This is a genomic window from Chitinophaga rupis, from assembly GCF_900109685.1.
In the GTDB taxonomy this organism is placed as follows: Bacteria; Bacteroidota; Bacteroidia; order Chitinophagales; family Chitinophagaceae; genus Chitinophaga; species Chitinophaga rupis.
Window position 1 is genome coordinate 724,881 of record NZ_FOBB01000003.1, and the last position, 16,774, is coordinate 741,654.

The window sequence follows — 16,774 nt, forward strand, 5'->3', positions numbered from 1 at the left end:
GTAAATTGGCTGGTAACGGAAAGGTAATAATTGCATGAGGAAGCCATATGCACCGGCCGGTACACAGCTTTACCGGGGATATTAAGACAATATATTTGCCTTGTTTTTCTACAATGGCCGGGGCCCACATGGCGCGTTTGGCCAATTTAAAAATGCGCTGAATAAGCGCAATGGAAAAACAAAGTTTAGAATAAAGAGGGCTGCAAGCAGTGATAAGGTTTACACTAAATAAAAAGTACCAGGCAATGGGTAACAAAATTTAATTCATGCAAATGGAGTAAATGCGTCAAATAAAAATACTACACGCAGCCATAAGGTTTACTAATGCAGCTCCTCACTCCCCGCCTTCCAGTGGCTCAGCATCCGCATGCGGGCTGCTCCATTGTTTCCATAGCTCATTATACTGCTCATCCGGCAAGCGGCGCTTTTCATAATGTCCGGCCGCTGTTTTTTGCCGCAGCCCTTCATAAATGCTCACAGCGCAAGCCACAGAAATATTCAGGGAACGGATAATGCCCATTTGCGGAATAATGAAATTCCCATCTGCCTGTGCACGGATCTCCTCACTTACACCCATATGCTCATTACCAAACACAAGGGCTACAGAACCGGTAAAATCTATTTCATATAAGCTAATGGAATCAGCTGCCAGGTGGGTGGTGTAGATCTTATCATATTTTTTACGCAGGGCAGCCATACACTCCGCAGCATCTTCAAACTGGTGGATAGTAAGCCACTTAGCCGCGCTGGACGAGCTTTTGGCGCCCCATTTCTTATGCCGCGGTATTTTATTGGTAAGCACATATATTTCCTGTATGCCCACAGCATCACAGGTACGCATTACGGCAGAAATGTTATGCGGGTCCTGTACATTTTCCAGTACAACAGTAAGGTCGGGCTGGCGCTTGTTTAACACGCCTGTTAGTCGTTCCCTGCGTTCAGGTGTCATAATCCGGTTTTGCTGGCAGCAAAAGTAATAAATACCGCGGGGTTTACGTGTGTATTACTTCTTATACATATTACTCCTTACTTTACTCAAAAACTCCGGCGATACGCCTATATACCGTGCTATCTGGTGCTGCGGCACCCGCTGTACAATATGCGGGTACTTTTCCATAAAGGCCAGGTAGCGTTCCTCTGCCGTTTGTGAAACAGATGCATAAAAACGTTTCTGCAGCACACCCAAAGAGCGTTGCACCAGCAGGCGGTAGAATTTTTCAAACTTAGGCACCTGCTCAAACAGCTGCATTTTATTGGCGTAGTTGATCAGCAGCATCTCGCAATCTTCTACCGTTTCTATAAACATATTGGAAGGCGTTTGCTCTGAAAAGCTGGACAGGTCACTCACCCACCAGTCCTCCACCGCAAACAGCAAAATAGTTTCCGTACCTTCTTTATCCAGGTAATAGGAGCGGCAGCAGCCTTTTAACAGGTAAGCCTCAAAATCGCACACCTCTCCTTCCTGTAACAGGAACTGCTTTTTCTTTACTTTTTTAAATTGCAGCAGAGAATGGAACAGTTCCAGCTCTTCGGCTGTTAATTGAATAAAACGGGCTACAGATGCATCTAACTGGTTGAACATAAAGTACCTTTACTCCATAAAAATAAACAGAAGCTACCTCATTTACAATGCTACGGCGCTTTCACCTGTACTTATGCCCGGTTCATCCCCTATTCTGCCTTATTCACGGCCGGCATCTTTACAGGTAAGGCAGTATAGCTTTTCTTTGTACAATAAAAGTTAATTCCATGCAAACAACTACCCGGAAAAGAATATTACAGGTGATCGTATTGCTGGCCGCTGTGTTTATACTGCTGCAGTTCATAAGGCCGGAAGTACCGCACCCACCTGTTACCGGCGACCTGCAGGCCCCGCCGGAAGTAAAAAGCATACTGCAAAGAGCTTGTTACGACTGCCACTCCAATCAAACGCAGCTGCGCTGGTACGACCGGGTGGCGCCGGCCTACTGGCGGGTGGCCCAACATATAAAAGATGGCAGAAAGGGATTAAACTTTTCCGAATGGCAAAGCCTGTCCCCGGCTGATCAGAAGGGCAAGCTGTTTGAATCCTTTAACCAGGTGCAGGCAGGCGCCATGCCGCTAAAAGATTATGCATTTGTACACCGGGATGCCATGCTCTCTGAAAACGATATAGCTGTTTTAAAGAACTATGTAGCCGGCATGGTGTCCATTAAACCGGCGGATACTGCCCTGATAAACACGGCGGACAAGCAGTATAATAAATGGAAAACAGCCGCAGCTGCAAACAGCAAAGTACAGCCCACGCCCAATGGCATTGATTATTTGCCCGACTATAAGAACTGGCAGGTAGTAAGCACTACACACCGTTTTGATAACAGCACCATGCGCGTGATCTATGGTAACGATGTGGCCATTAAAGCTATACAGGAAAACCATATTAACCCCTGGCCCAACGGTACCATCTTTGCAAAAGTAGCCTGGGATCAGCTGCAGGATGCGGATGGCAATGTGCGCACCGGCGCGTTTAAGCAGGTGGAATACATGATCAAAGACGATAAAAAATATGCTGATACCAAAGGCTGGGGCTGGGCGCGCTGGAAAACACCGGAGCTGAAACCTTACGGGAAAGATAAAATGTTCACCATGGAATGTATCAATTGCCACCGCCCCGTAAAAGACAATGACTTTGTTTTTACTATGCCTGTTAAATTTTAAAACCCTGTCAACAATGAAGTATACATATATCTTACTGGCTGCACTCTTCATAGTTAGCTGCACCAACAAAATGGAAGATGCCGGAACGCTTAATAAAACCGCATCGTTACCGGCTGCCTTTGACTTTAATAAGCGGGGCTGGAAGGTGATCACCTCTTTTATTAACCGGCAGCAGGCTACGATGTCTACCCTTTACGGAAATGAGGCAGCTTTCAAATACGCCACCACCAGTACCTCCGGCAGCTACCCACCCGGTGCTGCTTTAGCGCTGGTAACCTGGAAACAGCAGGAAGATAAACGCTGGTACGGCGCCAGCATACCCGGCCAGCTGCAAACACTGGAGCTGGTAAGCACAATAGCAGCAAACGGCAGCGACACAACAGCCACCTACCATCAATATAAAGGGGCTGACCTTACGCCGGTTCCCCCAACAGATAGCCTGCAGGATAACACCAGGATTAAGTACATTTTAGGCCAAAAGGCGTCGGTACTTCCATGAGGTTTGTGAGCATTTAACGGTGACCTCCGCGATAAACGATTGGTTAGCAATGATAAAGTAACCGGTTTGGTAATTACAATTACCTCCTTATCTTCACCGTTCTATACACTATACAAACACAACATTCCTATGTTAAAAAAAGTACTAAAAGTCGTACTCGTATTATTACTGGTGCTGATCGTAGCCGCCTTTGCCATCCCTTATTTCTTTAAAGATAAGATCATGGCCCTGGTAAAAACAGAGCTTAACAAAAACCTGGTAGCCAAAGTAGATTTTAAGGATGTGGATATTAGCCTGTTCCGCCATTTTCCGCGCCTGGCCGTGGGGTTAGAGGAGCTGCAGGTGATTAACGTAGCTCCCTTTGAGGGCGATACGCTGGTATCCGTAAAACAGATTGATGCCGCCCTGAACCTCATGAGCGTAATAAAGGGCGATAAAATGGAGATCTATAATGTAACGCTGGACCAGCCCCGCATACATGCGATTGTACACAGTAACGGGGAAGTGAACTGGAACATTACAAAACCGGATACCACTCAGGCCAGCGCAGATACCACTGCCAGCAAGTTTTCCATGAGCCTGCAAAGCTATAAGATCGCAGATGCCTATGTAAATTATGATGATCAGCAGGGCAATATGCAGGCCATTATAGAACACCTGGACCACGAAGGTAAAGGTGATTTTACCCAGGACCTGTTTACCCTGGAAACCAGCACCACCGCGCAGGCAGTAACTTACCGCTACGGTCTGGTGCCTTACCTCTCCAACACAGCCGCTAAAATAGATGCAGATATTAGCGTAGATAATAAAACCAGCACCTATACTTTCAAGGATGGCAATGTATTGCTCAATAACCTGAAAGTAGCCGTACAAGGCTTTTTCAGGCTGGTGAATGATAGTACCTATGGCATGGACCTGAGCTTTAAAGCACCCTCTACCAACTTCAAAGACTTATTATCCCTGGTGCCTATTATGTACCAGCAGGATTTTAATAAGATCAAAACAGAGGGTACAGCTGCATTTGACGGTTTTGTAAAAGGTACCTACAGCAGCACACAAATGCCGGCCTTTGGCTTGCACCTGGCCGTGAAGAATGGTTTCTTCCAATACCCCGACCTGCCTAAACCGGTAAAAAATATTCAATTAGCCGTTAACGTAAGCAATCCGGATGGAGTGCCCGATCATACTGTGGTAGACATGCCTTCCGCGCATCTTGAAATGGACAATACCCCGCTGGACCTGCGCCTGCTGGTAAAAACACCGGTATCTGACATGTATGTGGATGGTGCTGCAAAAGGCCGCTTAGACCTTTCCAAAGTAACCCAGTTTGTAAAACTGGAATCCGGCACACAGCTTACCGGTTTGCTGGATGCAGACATCAGCGCCAAAGGCAACATGAGCGCTATTGAAAAACAGCAGTACGATCGTTTTTATGCAGCCGGCAGCCTGCTGGTAAATAACCTGCTGTACCGCAGTAAAGATTACCCGGATGGCGTAAAGGTGAATAACCTTTCCCTGAAATTTAACCCGCGTAATGTAACCGTGGAGAAGTTTGACGGGCAGTATATGGGCACCAACTTTCAGGCAAATGGCGAGGTTAATAACCTGCTGGCATATATGTTTAAAAATGCCCCGCTGGATGGTAAGCTGAATATGAAAGCAGACCAGGTAGATCTTGACAAATGGATGGGCACTACCACTGCCACTACTACCACCACCGCAGATACCGCCGCTACAGCGCCTTTTGCCGTACCAGGCAACCTGGATCTGAACTTACAGGCACAGGTAGGCAAAGTGCATTATGATAAGCTGGACATGACCAACTTAACCGGCAGCCTGCAGATAAAAGATGAAACAGTTACCCTGCAACAAATAAAAGGTAATGCCTTACAGGGCAGCATGGAAGTGAATGGCAGCTACAGCACTAAGAACAGTAAGCAAAACCCGGACATTAACCTGGCTTATAATGTGCAGGACCTGGATGTACAGCAAACCTTTAATGCATTTAATACCGTACAAAAACTAATGCCTATCGGGCAGTTCCTTTCCGGTAAGATCACCAGCCAGCTAAAGCTGGCAGGCAAGCTGGGTAAGGATATGATGCCGCAATTAAGCTCCCTGAACGGCGATGGTAACCTGCTGCTGATAGAAGGTTTCCTGAAAAAATTTGCACCGGTAGATCAGCTGGCCAATCAGTTAAATGTAAGCCAGCTGAAAGATATTTCCCTGCGTGATGTTAAAACCTATTTTGCATTTGAGAACGGCCGCGTAAAAGTAAATCCGTTCAAAATAAAAGTGAGCAACATTAATATGGCCGTAGCCGGCTCCCACGGCTTTGATCAGTCGCTGGACTATACGCTGCAGCTGGCCCTGCCCCGCAGTGTTATGGGCGCACAGGCTAACTCACTTATTAATAACCTGGTTACACAGGCCGCCAATAAGGGTGTACCCGTTAACGTGAGCGATAGTGTGCACCTGCAGGTATTGCTGGGTGGTAACATTACCAAACCCACTTATAAAACCGATCTGCAGGAAACAGCTTCCAGCATGGCTGCCGGCCTGAAAGACCAGGCCGCTACTTTGGTGAAGAATAAAGTAGACACCATAAAGAACACGGTAAAAGATTCACTGAACCAGATAAAGAACAATGCCACCAATGCCATCAAAGACCAGCTGGCAAAACAGCTGAGCGGGCAAAAAGATACCGCCAACAAGCAACCGGCGCAGAATGCTGGCAAACAGGCAGAACAAACTTTAAAGAATACGTTGAATGGCCTGTTTAAAAAGAAGAAAGAACAATAAGATTTACGATTTTAGATTTGGATCAAGCGGTTTCAAAAAACCGCACCATGAAATCTAAAATCGTAAATCTAAAATCATCAACGATATAATCACCCGTCCCGGCCAACCACCGGGACGGTTTTTTTTCGTATCTTATACTAACCTTAAATGCCACGTTCATGACAACATTGCTGCATAGCACCTATTGCAATGCCAGTCTGCTGGCAGGTTTGCTGTTCCTCTCCATGGGTTATTTCATTGGCCGGTACCCTCCTAAAAGTTTAAAAACCTGGTATGGCTACCGCAGCTTTTACTCCACCCAAAATATTGAAACCTGGCGTGCCGCCAATACCTATGCCTCGCATATCTCCCGCCGTATAGGCATATTGCTGTTTGTATTTGGTATTGCCAGCGCACTGTTCTTTGAAAAGCAAACGGAACTTTTCTTTTATGTAACTATTGGCCCGGTGGTAATTGGCGCCTTATACATGGTAGGCTATACGGAATGGATGCTTGGACAGGAGTTTGACGAAGAAGGCAACAAGCGTGATCCTGCAGATACGGAAGCAGATACAGAACCGGAATAACCCACAAAAAAAGGCGCCCCAAAAAGGAGCGCCCTTACTTAAAACACTGTACTTAAATCTATCGAGTTTTAACCACCCTGCACATCGTGATCAGGGATAGCTGTATAATTCTCTCTCATTTTTTCCAGCTTGGCTTTACCATATGCCAGCCGTGTAATTAACACAAACAGCACGGGCACAATAAAGATGGCCAGGAAGGTAGCAGTGAACATACCACCTAATACCGTCCATCCCATGGTTTTACGTGCTTCCGCACCAGCGCCGGAGGAAAGTACCAGCGGCAATATACCCAGCAGGAATGCCATGGAGGTCATGATAATGGGACGTAAGCGCAGCTTGGCTGCCTCTACGCTGGCTGTTACCAGCTCCATGCCCCTATCCACACGCTCTTTGGCATATTCCACGATCAGGATGGCGTTCTTGGCCGCCAAACCTATCAGCGTGATCATACCTATCTGTGCATATACGTTGTTACTTAAATTAGGCAGGAAAGTAAGCACCAGAATGGCGCCAAACATACCTATTGGTACCGCCAGCAGTACGGAGAATGGTACGGCCCAGCTTTCATACAAAGCTGCCAGGAACAGGAACACGAAAACAATAGATAACGCGAATATATATACGGTTTTGGAACCGGATAATAATTCCTCACGGCTTAGGCCGGAGAACTCGTACCCATACCCATCCGGCAGTACCTGCGCTGCTACTTCCTGCAGCGCTCTGATTGCATCGCCGCTACTGTAACCCGGCGCGGGGCTACCGTTTATTTCCGCAGAGCGGAACAGGTTGTAGTGGGAAATTACCGGTGCGCTTTCTATTACCTTATAGCTGGTTAAGGTGCTTAATGGCACCATACCACCGGCCTGGTTACGTACATAGTATTGTCCCAGGTTCTTAATATCGCCGCGGTATATGGAATCTGCCTGCGTTACCACGCGGAAGTTACGTCCGTATATCGTAAAGTCATTGATATAAGCGCTCCCCATATAGGTTTGCAGCGCAGTAGCTATGTCTGATACCTGTACGCCCAGCTTCTTGGCTTTTTCACGGTCTATCTCCAGCAGGTAGCCGGGTGTGCGCGCTGTGAAGAAAGAGAAGGCGCGGAGTATTTCCGGCCGCTGGTTAATAGCGGCAGTGAATTTCTGCAGCACCCCTTCAAACTGTTTAATATCTGTACCACTCCTTTGCTGTAAAATGAAGGAGAAACCGGCTGTTTGACCCAGACCCGGAATAGCCGGCGGCGGAATTACCACCACGTTGGCTTCCTTGAAACGGGAAAGCTTTTGTTGTATTTGCGCTACCAGGCCAAAGATCTGTTCAGATTTTTTCTTACGCTGATCCCAGGGTTTCAGCTGGCAGAAGATGGTAGCACTGTTTGATTTGGTAGCAAAGTTCACCACGTTCAAACCACCTAATGCAGCATAGTGGCCAATGGCAGGTACGCTATCCAGTATCTTCATCATCTGGCTCATTACCGATACGGTACGTTCTGTAGAAGAAGATTCCGGCAGATCGAAGGTAATATACATACGGCCGTCATCTTCCGTAGGAATAAAGCCGGAAGGCTTGTTCTTGAACAGTAATACCGCACCTATGCATATGCACAGCAGCAATATCATTACATACCGCGACCAGCGGATACTTTTCTTCACCCCTACAGAGTAGCGGGAGGTAGTATGTCCGAACCAGCGGTTAAACCGGAAGAAGAACTGGTTCAAACCTTTGGAATCCTTATCCAGGTGCATGGGGCGTAATATCAAAATACACAGCGCCGGTGTAAGTGATAAGGCCACAAAAGCGGAGATCAGCACGGAGATAGCGATGGTGATGGCAAACTGCTGGTACAAACGGCCTACAATACCGGGTATAAAACCTACCGGCACAAACACCGCTGCCAATATTAATGCAATGGCAATTACCGGCCCGGATATTTCCTTCATCGCCTGCGTTGTAGCTTCTTTAGGCGTCATATGCCCGTGGTCAATATTATGCTGCACCGCTTCCACCACCACAATGGCATCATCCACCACAATACCAATGGCCAGCACAAACCCGAACAGGGTAAGGGTGTTAATGGTAAAACCTAATGGTATAAAGAAGATGAATGTTGCAATAATAGATACAGGGATAGCCAGTACGGGGATCAGCGTAGCACGCCAGCTCTGTAAGAACAGGAATACCACCACTACCACCAGGGCCAGGGCTTCCAGCAGCGTTTCTACCACTTCGTGTATGGATACCTGGATTACGGTAACAGATTCAAACGGTACTACATAATCCACATCAGCCGGAAAACTTTTCTTCAGCTGCTCCATAGTGGCATATACATTCTCGGCAGTTGAGATAGCGTTACTACCCGGCGCCTGGTATACCAGCAGGTAGGATGCGCGTTTGCCATCCACATAAGAGTTACTGGCGTAGTTGAACTTACCCAGCTCTACGCGGGCTACATCTTTCAGGTACACCAGGTTACCATTATCCGGTTTGGTTTTAACAATGATATTGCCAAATTCCTCCGCGGTAACCAAACGGCCTTTTACCTGTATAGTATATTCAAATGTTTGGCCGGTTTGTGCAGGCGGTGCACCTACGGTACCTGCAGTGATCTGCGCATTTTGTTCTGTGATGGCAGCTCTTACCTCATTGGCTGTAACCCCCATTTCGGCCAGCTTATCAGGCTTTAACCACACGCGCATACTAAAATCATCTGCACGGGTAAAGATATCACCCACCCCTTTTGCACGCAGCAACGCATCTTTTGCAAATACGTTGGTATAGTTATCCAGGAAAGTAATGTCATGTGTGCCTTTTGGTGAGTACAAGGCCACCAGCATCAGAATGCTGGGATTACGCTTTCTCACTATCAGGCCTAAACGTTGTACTTCCTGTGGCAGCGTAGGTTGTGCAATACCTACACGGTTCTGCACGTCCAGCGCCGCAATATTAATGTCTGTTCCTACTTCAAAGTTGGCTGTTAAGCTTACCGCACCGTTACTAGTACTGTTACTTTGCAGGTAGGTCATGCCCGGTGTACCATTCACCTGTACTTCTACCGGTGTGGCCACGGTTTGTTCCACCGTTTGTGCATCAGCGCCGGTATAGGTACCGGTGATCTGCACCGTGGGTGGTGTAATATCCGGATACTGCCCTACCGGCAGGGTGGTCATCGCCAGTAAGCCCACCAGCACCAATACAATAGCAATTACTATAGCGGTAACTGGTCTGCGTATAAAAGTATCTGCAATCATGATCGTTGTCTTCTATTGATTCAATCTGTTTTACTTCACTTTCACCTTTCACATTATGGCTTGCCGCCCTGTTGCGGGGGTGCGCCTAACTGTATTTTACCGCTATCGCGTAAACGCTGGAACCCTTCTGTGATCACCTTGTCACCGGCCTGTACCCCATCCAGGATCACGATCTGGTCTTTTAGCTTGGGGCCCAGGTGCACTTTACGTTGCAGGGCAATAGAATCTTTAGCTACATACACAAAGAATTCGCCCATTTGCTCTGTTACGGCTTTGTAAGGGATGATCAGCCTTTGACCTGAAAGATCATTGAGTACGTTCAGTACACAGCTCATACCGTCTTTCAGCTCATCGTCCGGGTTTTCAAACTCTATCCTTACTTTAATGGTACCGGTTTGGTTATCTACCCCGCGATCAATAGTAGTGATACGGCCGGTATGTTTATAAATACCACCGCCGGGCAGCTGCAGGCGGAAAGTGCTGTCTGCCGGGTTAATGGTTTTACCACGCATATTTGCAAAACGGCCTATTTCTGTTTCATTCACCACAAAATCCACCATAATGGGGTTTTCGCTGGAAATAGTGTTCAGCAACGTAGTGCCGGGGCTTACCTGTGCGCCCAGCTTTACCTGTGATATACCAATGCGGCCGGTGAACGGGGCTTTGATAATGGAATAATCCAGGTCTGTACGGGCGGCGAGCAGGCTGGCTTCGCCGGCGGCTACCTGGCTACGGTTAGCTTCCAGCGTGGCCGTAGCATTGTCCAGCGTTTGGCGGGCAATGGCGTCCTGTTCTGCAAGGCGCTGGTAACGGTCCATATCTTTCTGGGCCCTGATAAAATTAGCTTTGGCGCTCAGGATATTGGCCTCTGCCTGGCGAACAGCAGCTTCATATTTGCGGCGGTCAATTTCATATAAGGCTTTACCTTTTTGTACTACATCCCCTTCTTTGAAGAAGATGCCGGTAATAAAACCGGATACCTGCGCACGCAACTCTACACTGTTCACAGCTACCACCGTGGCAGGATATTTATCATAATAAATGGCGGGGGCTTCCTGTGCCTCCACTGTACTCACAGGGGTAGGCGGCATAACAGGGGCTCCTTTTTGAGCCGGACCTTTACAGGCGGTCCAGGAAAGCATGCCGAAAGCGCAAATAATAACTACGAATTCATTTTTCATCTGATAATCGTTTGTCTTGCATTGGCCGGAAAAGCTGTGTGAAGGCCCATCCGGACAGGTTATCTTTTTTAATTATTAGCTGTTAACGTTCCTAATGATCTCTGCAGATCTATTTTGCTGGACAGTACATCGTACAGTGAATTGAAATAATTCAGCTGGGCGCTGCGCAGGTCTGTTTCAGAGGTGATCACTTCCAGGTAGGTTTTTACACCTTCCTTGTATTGCAGGGCAATCAGGTCATACACCTCTTTGGCTTCCTGCATATTCTGCCGCTGCAACGTATAGTTGTAGAAGTTACTTTTATAAGCGGCCATGGCCTGTGTATACTCTGTATTGATCTGGCTTCTCAGCGATGCAAAATCCCAGTCGGTACGTTTCAGCTGCAGCTCTGCCGCACGTATGTTCTGCGTACGTTTGGTGCCCTGGAAAATAGGTACAGACAATTTTAACCCAAAGAACGAGTTAGGGAAATTATTGTTGTACAGTTTGGAGAACTCATTATTCAGGTATGCGGCGTTATAGTTGGCAAAGGCCGATACAGTGGGCAAAAAGCTCCATTTATTATAGGTCAGCTCTGCCTGCAGCAAACGTTGCTGTGTTTGCAGCAGCTGGTATTCTATACGGTTCTCGTAAGTAACGGTAACGGATGTATCCAGCAATACTTCGCTTTCCATTTGCAGCGTATCATCTATCAGCTTCAGGTCGCCGGTAGTGGGGTAACCCATTAGCTGGCGCAGCTGTGCATAGGCGCTGTTCAGCTGTTCCTCCGCGGTTTTGCGCTGGCCTTTGGCATTGTTCAGGGAAATGTTGGCGCGCTTGTAATCTGTTTTATCTACAATGCCACCCTGGTATTGGTTATACGCATCTTTCTGGCTGCGCTCCAGGCGAATAATATCCTCTTCCAGCACGGAGATCTGCCGTTTGGTAAGCAGCACATTATAATAAGCCTTGCTTACATTAGTGATCACATCGATCTGGCTGCTGGCAGTGTTTTGCTTAGCCTGGTTACGTACATCCCTTGCCGTGCGGCTGGCCAGTAATACATCGCGGTTAAAGAGGTTTTGATTCAGGGAAAAGCCTACTGTGGAGGTATTCTCCACCCCTGCCCTAATAGGGCTGCCGTTAAAGTAGCTGGTAGGCACCTGCAGGTAATGCTGGATATTATAATCCAGGTTGATCTGCGGATACCAGTCTGCCAGCTTACTTTTGATCGTAGCTTCCGTAATCGCTTCATCTATCATTGACTGCCTTACTACCGGTTGGTGAGTTAATGCATACTTGATACAATCGCGTAAATTGGCATCGGGCAATAATGAATCAGGTAATTGCTGTGCGTATGTATAACTGGTATGGAAAGCCATACCTATTATCACCGCCAGGAAAAGTGTTTTTTTCATATTTAACGATCAATTCATCTTATACCAATCAGAATATAACAACGGGCACCCGCAAATAGTTATAAGTACGACGCTTGTAATAATCTATACAATTATTACAAAGAGTTTGTTATTAACGGAATATCAAATCCGCTAATAGCCCGCTATTAAGGTTGCTAAGCCGTTGGGCGATGTCCCAACCGCGTATCAGGTAGGTTTTAGGTGTTAAATGCTACGCAAAGATAGCAATGCAATCCAAATTTGTATGGATATCTGGTTAAGTGGTTAAATACCTATTTAACCATGCATTATTTATTACGTCCGCTATGAATATGTTTTTCCGCATGGTAAGAGGAGCGTACCAGCGGGCCTGATTCTACATAATCAATGCCCATGGCATAGCCAATTTCACGATATTCTGCAAACTCATCGGGATGTACAAAGCGTACTACCGGTAAATGTTTGGGGGTGGGCTGCAGGTACTGACCCAGGGTTATTACATCTACTCCATTATCATACAGGTCCTGCATAGCCTGTATCACTTCTTCCTTGGTTTCACCCAGGCCCAGCATAATACCGCTTTTGGTACGCATGCCGCCTTCTTTTAACCGGCGGATGACTTCCAGGCTGCGGTGGTATTTGGCCTGGATACGCACCTGCTTAGTAAGCCTTTCCACTGTTTCCAGGTTGTGGGATACTACTTCAGGCGCTACTTCTATAATGCGCTGCAGGTTTTCCCACTGGCCTCTGAAATCGGGGATCAGGGTTTCCAGGGTGGTATCAGGGTTCAGGGCACGAATGGCTTTGATGGTATTGGCCCAGATGATGGAGCCGCCATCTTTCAGCTCATCCCTGTCCACAGAGGTTAACACAGCATGTTTCACCTTCATTAAATAAATAGCTTCTGCCACACGTTGGGGTTCATCCCAGTCAACTGCTTCAGGGCGGCCGGTGGCTACAGCACAAAAACCGCAGCTACGGGTGCAAATGTTGCCCAGTATCATAAAGGTAGCAGTGCCTGCGCCCCAACATTCTCCCATGTTAGGACAGTTACCGCTTTCGCAAATAGTATGTAATTTATGGGTATCAACCAGGTTACGCACCTGTTTGTAGCTTTCTCCTATCGGTAATTTCACACGCAGCCAATCTGGTTTTTTGGTCCTGGGGGCTGCTGCCGGTGTTCCACATACGGTTTGTTCTTGCATCGCTAACTCCTTTCTTTAAGAGCAACAAAGTTACCTATTATTCACTAAAAATGGTTATACCGTTGCAGGGCTATTATCCATCAGATAATCAACCATTTAACAATATAACCATCCAATAATTTACTTCTTATCCCAGCGCTTGCCGAACTGCAGGCTCAGGTAAGCATTGAAAAAGAACTTCTTATCATCCTGGTATACCAGTATGGGTACACTTTTAGTATAGTATTCCGCATTTATACCTATTTCCAGGGCGCTTACCACTTCATTGAACTTGGCCCAGTCAAACCGCAGGCCGGCTTTGGCATGCAGCCCGGGTACCACGGTCAGCTCGCCCCAGCCTTTGCCAAAGCCGCCGCCGGCAATGATCTTGGAAGGGGTAATAAAGGCGGTGTCCAGGTCAGGGTCCGTACCATATTTAATATCCTTTACTTCTCCGCTGGGGGTTTCTACTTTCAGGTAATAGGGTTTCTGCAGACCGATAGAAATACCGCCATAATAAATGGCATTTACCTCTACCCCGTTCTTATTGCCTTTGCCGCCTATCAGGTAGCGCTGGCCTATACCCAGTTTGGCCTGGTAAAAATTATTTTGTTTGCCGTAGATGTAAGGCTTTTCTGAATAAGCGAAGTCGCCTACCGGTACAAAAGCGCCCGGTTTTTTATCTTCCTTGGGGTCTTTCTTTTCTGCAAATTCAAACTGGAAGTAGTTCACTATTTTCCGGTTCTTGCGGTAGCCCAGCTCAAAAAAGCCGCTCCAACCGTCTGTGTTTAACCGGCCCCCTATAGAAAACTCCCGGTCATAATTATTCTCCCCTTCTTCCAGTTCCCTGAACAGGGAAATACGTTTCAGCTTTCTTTGTTCCCGCTCCTGTTTTTTGGTTTCTTTATCAGACTGGGCCTGCAAGCTGCCGGCCACTAATAATAAGAACAAGAATAAGTGTAATTTTTTCACAGTAATTGGGCTATTTGTATCAAATGTAATGAAAATCCCAAACTCTCCTCTTCAAACGCCTCCTATAATAAACGCCGGTTTTCATTTATTGTTACAAACTTACCCGATTTTCTGTGCATATATAAATTGGCCTGGGCCATTATAAAAAATGCTTTTAATTTACATTTTAATTAAACCGCAGCTAATAAAACTCTTATCATATGCAAACCTCCAAGATCGTATATAACGGCGAATTACGGACTTCCGCCACACACCTGCAAAGCAGCACTACCATAGAAACAGATGCTCCTGTAGACAATAACGGCAAGGGGGAACGTTTTTCCCCAACTGACCTGGTAGCTACTGCCCTGGGATCCTGCATGCTTACTATTATGGGTATTAAAGCCCGCGAAAATGGCTGGTCTATAGAGGGTACCCAGGTAGGTATTCAAAAGATCATGGGCACAGAGCCCCGCCGTATTACCGGCGTAAAGGTGGTGTTTGACTTTCCGCCTAACCATACATTAGGCGATAAGGAAAAGACTATTCTGGAAAGAGCGGCCCTTACCTGCCCGGTAGCTAAAAGCGTACACCCGGATATATTACAGGATGTAACTTTTAACTGGTAATTACTAGTGTGCTGGCATGCTAATGTGCTGGTTTTTGTTGCCTGATCTTTCATCAGTAAATAAATATCCGCACATTAGCAGATAAGCATGTAGGTACACAAGCACATAACTACGTTCACACAATTGCCAGCCACAGATCACTATCCACGCATCAACAAATACCAATACCCAGGCATACCAACCGTTTCAATCATCAATCTACCACCTCACAAATACACCGCACCAACAAACATCAGCCTCCCCGCACATCTCCCATCTGCACATCAGATTATTCCCTGCCGCAGCAGCTTAGCTCCTATTGCGCATTCGAGGCAGCGCTTTTTATCACAGTAGTTTTGTTTTAGCTGTAACAGCGCCTGGGAATCCAGCGCACTTTTTTGGCAAACGCCAATATCATCCCAGCCCTGGGTAATGCGGTTTTCTTCTGCAGGCAGCTGCTCTATCAGGTCTAACGCACGATCCTGGTAATAGCTCAATCCTTTCTCACGCCCATACAGGAAGAACAGGGGCAGTATAGTATTGATCAATATGTTATGCACGGCCAGCTTGCCGGGGCAATAAGTTTGCGTAAGCGGCCCATCCAAATGATAATGCTCATGCCAATAGGCGGAGAGCTGTACGGAAAACAGCTGCTCAAACCCGGTAATAGTTTCCGTTTCCAGTATTTTAGAGAACAGGTGAGGCGTTTTATGCAGCAAAGCCGCCAGGGAAGCTATACGTAAGGTAGGGAATGAGGCCGGGCGCATGCGCAGCCACTTCCACAAATGTGTGGGTATAGGCTGCAGCTTATATTTATGCCGCAGGTAATTATATTCCTGTTGCAGTTCCAGCGGGTATTCATCTTCAAAGGCTTCCTGCAGCATACCGGCCTGGCCAAATAACAAAGCCTCCAGCTGTAAAAGGCTGGGCCGGTGCCTGGTCAGCAAATTATGGGGTAAGCTTTGCGCCAGCTGTAAGAACGCCGGTGCATTTACCGGCACGCCAAAACTTTGGGCAATGGCCCGGTAACAAACCTCTTCCCAGTTATATTTAGTTTGCAGCAGCCAGGTATGTAAGGTAGTGGTTTTACGCTCCCAGCGTTCTATCAGTAAGCGCTCTTTCCAGTTATTCCAGATCAGGTCCGGCACCTGACTGGCACTGTATTCACAGGGTACAAACGCGGATGCTTGCCGGAAATCCTCATAGCGGCTCAGCAACATTTTTGGTATTTGCTGTTCCAGGGCTATACAGGGAGGCATATGATCAGTATCATAAAAAGCTACATCATGCTCAAATACCACATGCAGGATCACATTGCTGTACTGCTGGTTATGCTGGTGCCCGTGGCGGTACCAGTCAGATGTGCGCACATGCAGCTCTACATTGCCAGCCCACAGGGTATTGCCGATCTTTATTTTGGCTGCCGTAAAATCAGGCCCCGCATCATGGTTATGTACGCCGGTATACTGCACCTCTACCGGAACCCCATCGATCGTTGTTAAACCGGTAGTATTAAATAAACGGCATTTCCAGATATGCTGAAAAAGATCTTCGGTCAATAAAGGGCTAACGCTTGCGATCATTGGTTTTGGTGTTTAAAGGTCAACAATAAAAGTACTCTCTTTGCTAAAATTATTAGCAATTTACATCCCTCCCTCCGGT

Annotated in this window: 13 protein-coding genes; 5 read left to right on the plus strand and 8 right to left on the minus strand. The window is 47.0% G+C overall.

Annotated features, from left to right (window positions below; genetic code table 11):
• Window positions 1-334: 334 nt before the first annotated feature.
• Together BMZ54_RS16045 and BMZ54_RS16050 are read right to left on the minus strand one after the other, a co-directional pair.
• Window positions 335-949: a TrmH family RNA methyltransferase gene (locus BMZ54_RS16045; protein WP_089913631.1), complete on the minus strand. Its 615-nt coding sequence runs from the start codon at window positions 947-949 to the stop codon at window positions 335-337.
• A 54-nt stretch (window positions 950-1,003) separates the two neighbouring features.
• Window positions 1,004-1,582: a Crp/Fnr family transcriptional regulator gene (locus BMZ54_RS16050; RefSeq protein ID WP_089913634.1), complete on the minus strand. Its 579-nt coding sequence runs from the start codon at window positions 1,580-1,582 to the stop codon at window positions 1,004-1,006.
• A 167-nt stretch (window positions 1,583-1,749) separates the two neighbouring features.
• Between BMZ54_RS16050 and BMZ54_RS16055 the strand changes: the two genes are divergently transcribed.
• The 4 genes from BMZ54_RS16055 to BMZ54_RS16070 all read left to right on the plus strand — a co-directional run bounded on the left by BMZ54_RS16055 (window position 1,750) and on the right by BMZ54_RS16070 (window position 6,564).
• The gene (locus tag BMZ54_RS16055) at window positions 1,750-2,697 is read left to right on the plus strand and encodes a heme-binding domain-containing protein (RefSeq protein WP_089913637.1); all 948 of its coding nucleotides are present in this window, start codon (window positions 1,750-1,752) and stop codon (window positions 2,695-2,697) included.
• 13 nt (window positions 2,698-2,710) lie between these two features.
• The gene (locus tag BMZ54_RS16060) at window positions 2,711-3,196 is read left to right on the plus strand and encodes a cytochrome P460 family protein (RefSeq protein WP_162277559.1); all 486 of its coding nucleotides are present in this window, start codon (window positions 2,711-2,713) and stop codon (window positions 3,194-3,196) included.
• Between the two features lie 129 nt (window positions 3,197-3,325).
• Window positions 3,326-5,998: an AsmA-like C-terminal region-containing protein gene (locus BMZ54_RS16065; RefSeq protein WP_143081031.1), complete on the plus strand. Its 2,673-nt coding sequence runs from the start codon at window positions 3,326-3,328 to the stop codon at window positions 5,996-5,998.
• A gap of 158 nt (window positions 5,999-6,156) precedes the next feature.
• Window positions 6,157-6,564 (plus strand): SdpI family protein, encoded by a 408-nt coding sequence (locus BMZ54_RS16070; RefSeq protein WP_089913647.1) that lies wholly within the window; start codon window positions 6,157-6,159, stop codon window positions 6,562-6,564.
• Window positions 6,565-6,632: 68 nt separating this feature from the next.
• Here the strand turns inward: BMZ54_RS16070 and BMZ54_RS16075 are convergent, their stop codons facing one another.
• From BMZ54_RS16075 to BMZ54_RS16095, 5 genes are all read right to left on the minus strand, one after another.
• Window positions 6,633-9,812, minus strand: a complete 3,180-nt coding sequence (locus BMZ54_RS16075; RefSeq protein ID WP_089913650.1) for an efflux RND transporter permease subunit — start codon at window positions 9,810-9,812, stop codon at window positions 6,633-6,635.
• 53 nt (window positions 9,813-9,865) lie between these two features.
• Window positions 9,866-10,993: an efflux RND transporter periplasmic adaptor subunit gene (locus BMZ54_RS16080; protein WP_089913651.1), complete on the minus strand. Its 1,128-nt coding sequence runs from the start codon at window positions 10,991-10,993 to the stop codon at window positions 9,866-9,868.
• 68 nt (window positions 10,994-11,061) lie between these two features.
• Window positions 11,062-12,390 carry a TolC family protein gene (locus BMZ54_RS16085; RefSeq protein WP_089913656.1) on the minus strand — a complete coding sequence of 443 codons (1,329 nt, stop codon included), beginning with the start codon at window positions 12,388-12,390 and terminating at the stop codon, window positions 11,062-11,064.
• Window positions 12,391-12,677: 287 nt separating this feature from the next.
• A complete protein-coding gene (lipA, locus tag BMZ54_RS16090) occupies window positions 12,678-13,574 on the minus strand; it encodes a lipoyl synthase (protein ID WP_089913659.1) in 897 nt (298 codons plus the stop codon).
• A 120-nt stretch (window positions 13,575-13,694) separates the two neighbouring features.
• Window positions 13,695-14,504 (minus strand): hypothetical protein, encoded by an 810-nt coding sequence (locus BMZ54_RS16095; protein WP_089913662.1) that lies wholly within the window; start codon window positions 14,502-14,504, stop codon window positions 13,695-13,697.
• A 221-nt stretch (window positions 14,505-14,725) separates the two neighbouring features.
• Between BMZ54_RS16095 and BMZ54_RS16100 the strand changes: the two genes are divergently transcribed.
• A complete protein-coding gene (locus BMZ54_RS16100) occupies window positions 14,726-15,133 on the plus strand; it encodes an OsmC family protein (protein ID WP_089913665.1) in 408 nt (135 codons plus the stop codon).
• Window positions 15,134-15,396: 263 nt separating this feature from the next.
• On the opposite strand, the gene BMZ54_RS16105 is transcribed toward BMZ54_RS16100, so the two are convergent.
• On the minus strand, window positions 15,397-16,695 hold the full coding sequence (locus tag BMZ54_RS16105; RefSeq protein WP_089913669.1) for a DUF2851 family protein: 1,299 nt from the start codon (window positions 16,693-16,695) through the stop codon (window positions 15,397-15,399).
• Between the last annotated feature and the right edge of the window lie 79 nt (window positions 16,696-16,774).